We start from the raw sequence: 4,611 nt of genomic DNA on the forward strand, positions 1-4,611 counted from the left end.
AAGCTGTTCGGCGACCGGCTGTTCTGGAACGCGCTGAAGGTCACCGCCGAGTACGTCGTGCTCAACATCGTCTCCCAGACGGTGATCTCGATGTTGCTGGCCGTCCTGCTCTACCGGCTGACGAAGTCGATGGTGGTGCGCGGGATCGTGCTGCTGCCCTACCTCGTCGCCAACGTGGTCGTGGCCCTCGTCTGGTTCTGGATGCTGGACTTCCAGCTCGCGTGGTCAACAACGTCATCGAGTGGCTGGGCTTCGACCGGGTCGCGTTCTTCGGCTCCGACCTCGCCATCCCCACCATCGCCGGGATCAACACCTGGCGGCACATGGGCTACACCGCGCTGCTCATCTTCGCCGGCCTGCAGATGATCCCGCCCAGCGTGTACGAGGCCGCCGCCATCGACGGCGCCTCCGAGTGGCGCACGTTCTGGCGGGTCACGTTGCCGCTGCTGCGGCCCGTCATGGCGCTGGTCATGGTGCTCAGCGTGATCGGATCGTTCCAGGTCTTCGACACGATCGCGGTCACCACGTCGGGCGGGCCGATCAACGCCACCAGGGTCATCTACTTCTACATCTACGACCTGGCGTTCAACCGGTTCAACTTCGGCTACGCCGCCGCGCTGTCGTCCGTGCTGTTCGTGCTGCTCGCCGGCATCGCGTACGTGCAGCTGCGCCTCTCCCGCGCCGGCGAGTCCGATCTGAGGGGGTCGTGATGGCCAGGGTCAGGTGGGGCCGGGTGGCCGGCTGGGCGGTGCTCGTGCTGGTCATGCTGGTGACGCTGTTCCCGTTCTACTGGATGTTGCGCACGTCCTTCTCCAACACCCGCGCGCTCGCCGCCGGGGCCGCGGACCTGCTGCCCGTGGACTTCACGCTCGGCGCCTACCGCCGGGTGCTCGGCCTGTCGAGCACCGCCGAGGCGGTCGCGGAGGGCGGTCGAGCGGCACCGTCAACTTCTGGCTCTACCTGCGCAACTCGATCGTCGTCGCCACGATCACCACGGCCGGGCAGGTCTTCTTCGGCGCGCTGGCCGCCTACGCCTTCGCCCGGCTGCGCTGGCCCGGCAGGAACGCCGTCTTCACGCTCTTCGTCACCGCCCTCATGGTGCCGCCGATCTTCACCACGCTGCCCAACTTCGTGCTGATCAAGGAGCTGGGGCTGCTCAACACGTTCCTCGGGATCGTGCTGCCGCACCTGCTCATGACGCCGTTCGCGGTGTTCTTCCTGCGGCAGTTCTTCCTCGGCATCAACGCCGGCGTGGAGGAGGCGGCCCGCATCGACGGGGCCGGGCACGTGCGCACGTTCTTCCGCATCGTGCTGCCATGAGCCGGGGCCGATCGCCACGCTGGCCATCCTCACGTACATCACGAGCTGGAACGACTACTTCTGGCCGCTGCTGGTGGGCAAGGCGGAGAACGTCCGGGTGCTGACGGTCGCGCTGGGCATCTTCCGCTCCCAGACGCCGCAGGGCAGCCCGACTGGCCGGCCTCATGGCCGCCACCCTCTTCGCCGCGCTGCCGATCATGGCGCTGTTCGCCGTGCTGGGCCGCCGCGTCATCGACTCCATCGGCTACACCGGCGTCAAATAACCCCCCATTCGAGAGGTCCTGTTGTGATGAAGCGTTGTCTTGCCGTCGCGGGCGCGGCGGTGCTGCTGCTGTCCGGATGCGGCGCCAGGAGGAGCCCGAGCAGGCCGCCGCCGGCCCGTCACGATCGACTACTGGCTCTGGGACACCGCCCAGCAGCCCCAGTACCAGGCGTGCGCCGACGCCTTCCACAAGGCGAATCCCCAATACACCGTCAAGATCACCCAGTACGGCTGGGACGACTACTGGAACACGCTGACCACCGCCTTCGTCTCCGGCACCGCCCCCGACGTGTTCGTCGGCCACCTGTCCCGCTACCCCGAGCTGGCCGCCCAGGCCAGATCCTCCCCCTGGACGAATACGTCACCAAGGACAAGGTGGACCTGTCGATCTACCAGGACGGCCTGCCGACCTGTGGGTCGCCAAGGACGGCAAACGGTACGGGCTGCCAAGGACTTCGACACCGTGGCCGTCATCTACAACACCGACCTGCTCAAGAAGGCCGGCATCAAGCCGGAGGAGATGGCCGAGCTGAGCTGGAACCGCAGGACGGCGGCACGTACGAGAAGGTCATCGCCCGCTCACGTCGACAAGAACGGCAGCGCGGCGACGAGCGGCTTGACAAGAAGAACGTCGCCACCTACGCCTCGCCTGAACGCAGCGCGCCGGCTCGGCGACGATGCTGTCCGTAGCAGGGCCGTCCGGGACAGCGTGGCCACGCGTCACTGCGACCCATAGAGTCATGGTCACTGCTCATGACAGGGAACCGAATGGATCTACTGGGTCGCGATCACGTGAGTGCGGCAGTACGATGTCACCGAGGACTGGACACAGTCTATGGACCTTCGATCGTACCGTGTCGCCGCTGCGTCTTGTCGACGGTGGGTCGGGCGATGACTCTCGTACGTGCGCCGTCGCGGTTCCAGTCTCGCCATTCTCGCTTGATGCGGCCTTCTTGAGCAGGTCGGTGTTGTAGATGACGGCCACGGTGTCGAAGTCCTTGGGCAGCCCGTACCGTTTGCCGTCCTTGGCGACCCACAGGTCGGCCAGGCCGTCCTGGTAGATCGACAGGTCCACCTTGTCCTTGGTGACGTATTCGTCCAGGGGGAGGATCTGGCCCTGGCGGCCAGCTCGGGGTAGCGGGACAGGTGGCCGACGAACACGTCGGGGCGGTGCCGGAGACGAAGGCGGTGGTCAGCGTGTTCCAGTAGTCGTCCCAGCCGTACTGGGTGATCTTGACGGTGTATTGGGGATTCGCCTTGTGGAAGGCGTCGGCGCACGCCTGGTACTGGGGCTGCTGGGCGGTGTCCAGAGCCAGTAGTCGATCGTGACGGGGCCGGCGGCGGCCTGCTCGGGCTCCTCCTGGGCGCCGCATCCGGACAGCAGCAGCACCGCCGCGCCCGCGACGGCAAGACAACGCTTCATCACAACAGGACCTCTCGAATGGGGGGTTATTTGACGCCGGTGTAGCCGATGGAGTCGATGACGCGGCGGCCAGCACGGCGAACAGCGCCATGATCGGCAGCGCGGCGAAGAGGGTGGCGGCCATGAGGCCGGCCCAGTCGGGGCTGCCCTGCGGCGTCTGGGAGCGGAAGATGCCCAGCGCGACCGTCAGCACCCGGACGTTCTCCGCCTTGCCCACCAGCAGCGGCCAGAAGTAGTCGTTCCAGCTCGTGATGTACGTGAGGATGGCCAGCGTGGCGATCGGCCCCGGCTCATGGGCAGCACGATGCGGAAGAACGTGCGCACGTGCCCGGCCCCGTCGATGCGGGCCGCCTCCTCCACGCCGGCGTTGATGCCGAGGAAGAACTGCCGCAGGAAGAACACCGCGAACGGCGTCATGAGCAGGTGCGGCAGCACGATCCCGAGGAACGTGTTGAGCAGCCCAGCTCCTTGATCAGCACGAAGTTGGGCAGCGTGGTGAAGATCGGCGGCACCATGAGGGCGGTGACGAAGAGCGTGAAGACGGCGTTCCTGCCGGGCCAGCGCAGCCGGGCGAAGGCGTAGGCGGCCAGCGCGCCGAAGAAGACCTGCCCGGCCGTGGTGATCGTGGCGACGACGATCGAGTTGCGCAGGTAGAGCCAGAAGTTGACGGTGCCGCTCGACCCGCCTCCGCGACCGCCTCGGCGGTGCTCGACAGGCCGAGCACCCGGCGGTAGGCGCCGAGCGTGAAGTCCACGGGCAGCAGGTCCGCGGCCCCGGCGGCGAGCGCGCGGGTGTTGGAGAAGGACGTGCGCAACATCCAGTAGAACGGGAACAGCGTCACCAGCATGACCAGCACGAGCACCGCCCAGCCGGCCACCCGGCCCACCTGACCCTGGCCATCACGACCCCTCAGATCGGACTCGCCGGCGCGGGAGAGGCGCAGCTGCACGTACGCGATGCCGGCGAGCAGCACGAACAGCACGGACGACAGCGCGGCGGCGTAGCCGAAGTTGAACCGGTTGAACGCCAGGTCGTAGATGTAGAAGTAGATGACCCTGGTGGCGTTGATCGGCCGCCCGACGTGGTGACCGCGATCGTGTCGAAGACCTGGAACGATCCGATCACGCTGAGCACCATGACCAGCGCCATGACGGGCCGCAGCAGCGGCAACGTGACCCGCCAGAACGTGCGCCACTCGGAGGCGCCGTCGATGGCGGCGGCCTCGTACACGCTGGGCGGGATCATCTGCAGGCCGGCGAAGATGAGCAGCGCGGTGTAGCCCATGTGCCGCCAGGTGTTGATCCCGGCGATGGTGGGGATGGCGAGGTCGGAGCCGAAGAACGCGACCCGGTCGAAGCCCAGCCACTCGATGACGTTGTTGACCACGCCGAGCTGGAAGTCCAGCATCCAGAACCAGACGAGGGCCACGACCACGTTGGCGACGAGGTAGGGCAGCAGCACGATCCCGCGCACCACCATCGACTTCGTCAGCCGGTAGAGCAGGACGGCCAGCAACATCGAGATCACCGTCTGGGAGACGATGTTGAGCACGACGTACTCGGCGGTGACCTTTCAGCGCGTTCCAGAACAGCCGGTCGCCGAACAG

6 protein-coding genes and 2 pseudogenes are annotated in these 4,611 nt (G+C 67.0%); 5 read left to right on the forward strand and 3 right to left on the reverse strand.

What is annotated here, in order from left to right; all coding sequences use genetic code 11:
* The 4 genes and pseudogenes from KIS93_RS65450 to KIS93_RS19885 all read left to right on the forward strand — a co-directional run.
* A pseudogene (locus KIS93_RS65450) lies at positions 1–366 on the forward strand (hypothetical protein); the annotation flags it as partial.
* Entirely contained in the window at positions 324–710 is a 387-nt protein-coding gene (locus KIS93_RS19875) for a carbohydrate ABC transporter permease (protein WP_246005330.1), read from the forward strand. The pseudogene KIS93_RS65450 and the gene KIS93_RS19875, both read left to right, overlap by 43 nt.
* A gap of 13 nt (positions 711–723) precedes the next feature.
* Positions 724–1,320, forward strand: a complete 597-nt coding sequence (locus KIS93_RS19880) for a carbohydrate ABC transporter permease (RefSeq protein ID WP_222107553.1) — start codon at positions 724–726, stop codon at positions 1,318–1,320.
* 302 nt (positions 1,321–1,622) lie between these two features.
* Positions 1,623–2,318 carry an ABC transporter substrate-binding protein gene (locus KIS93_RS19885; protein WP_222107554.1) on the forward strand — a complete coding sequence of 232 codons (696 nt, stop codon included), beginning with the start codon at positions 1,623–1,625 and terminating at the stop codon, positions 2,316–2,318.
* Between the two features lie 15 nt (positions 2,319–2,333).
* Here KIS93_RS19885 and KIS93_RS63445 read toward each other — a convergent pair.
* Positions 2,334–2,702 (reverse strand): annotated as a pseudogene (locus tag KIS93_RS63445) (hypothetical protein); the annotation flags it as partial.
* A 489-nt stretch (positions 2,703–3,191) separates the two neighbouring features.
* Positions 3,192–3,422 (reverse strand): ABC transporter permease subunit, encoded by a 231-nt coding sequence (locus KIS93_RS69000; RefSeq protein WP_420895874.1) that lies wholly within the window; start codon positions 3,420–3,422, stop codon positions 3,192–3,194.
* Here KIS93_RS69000 and KIS93_RS63455 point away from each other — a divergent pair.
* Complete coding sequence (locus KIS93_RS63455) at positions 3,330–3,587, forward strand: hypothetical protein (protein WP_222107558.1); 258 nt, start codon at positions 3,330–3,332, stop codon at positions 3,585–3,587. The genes KIS93_RS69000 and KIS93_RS63455 overlap by 93 nt on opposite strands.
* Before the next feature lie 327 nt (positions 3,588–3,914).
* On the opposite strand, the gene KIS93_RS19900 is transcribed toward KIS93_RS63455, so the two are convergent.
* Positions 3,915–4,556: a carbohydrate ABC transporter permease gene (locus KIS93_RS19900; RefSeq protein WP_222107556.1), complete on the reverse strand. Its 642-nt coding sequence runs from the start codon at positions 4,554–4,556 to the stop codon at positions 3,915–3,917.
* Positions 4,557–4,611: the final 55 nt, after the last annotated feature.

This window comes from [Actinomadura] parvosata subsp. kistnae, from assembly GCF_900323885.1.
Taxonomy (GTDB): Bacteria; Actinomycetota; Actinomycetes; order Streptosporangiales; family Streptosporangiaceae; genus Nonomuraea; species Nonomuraea composti.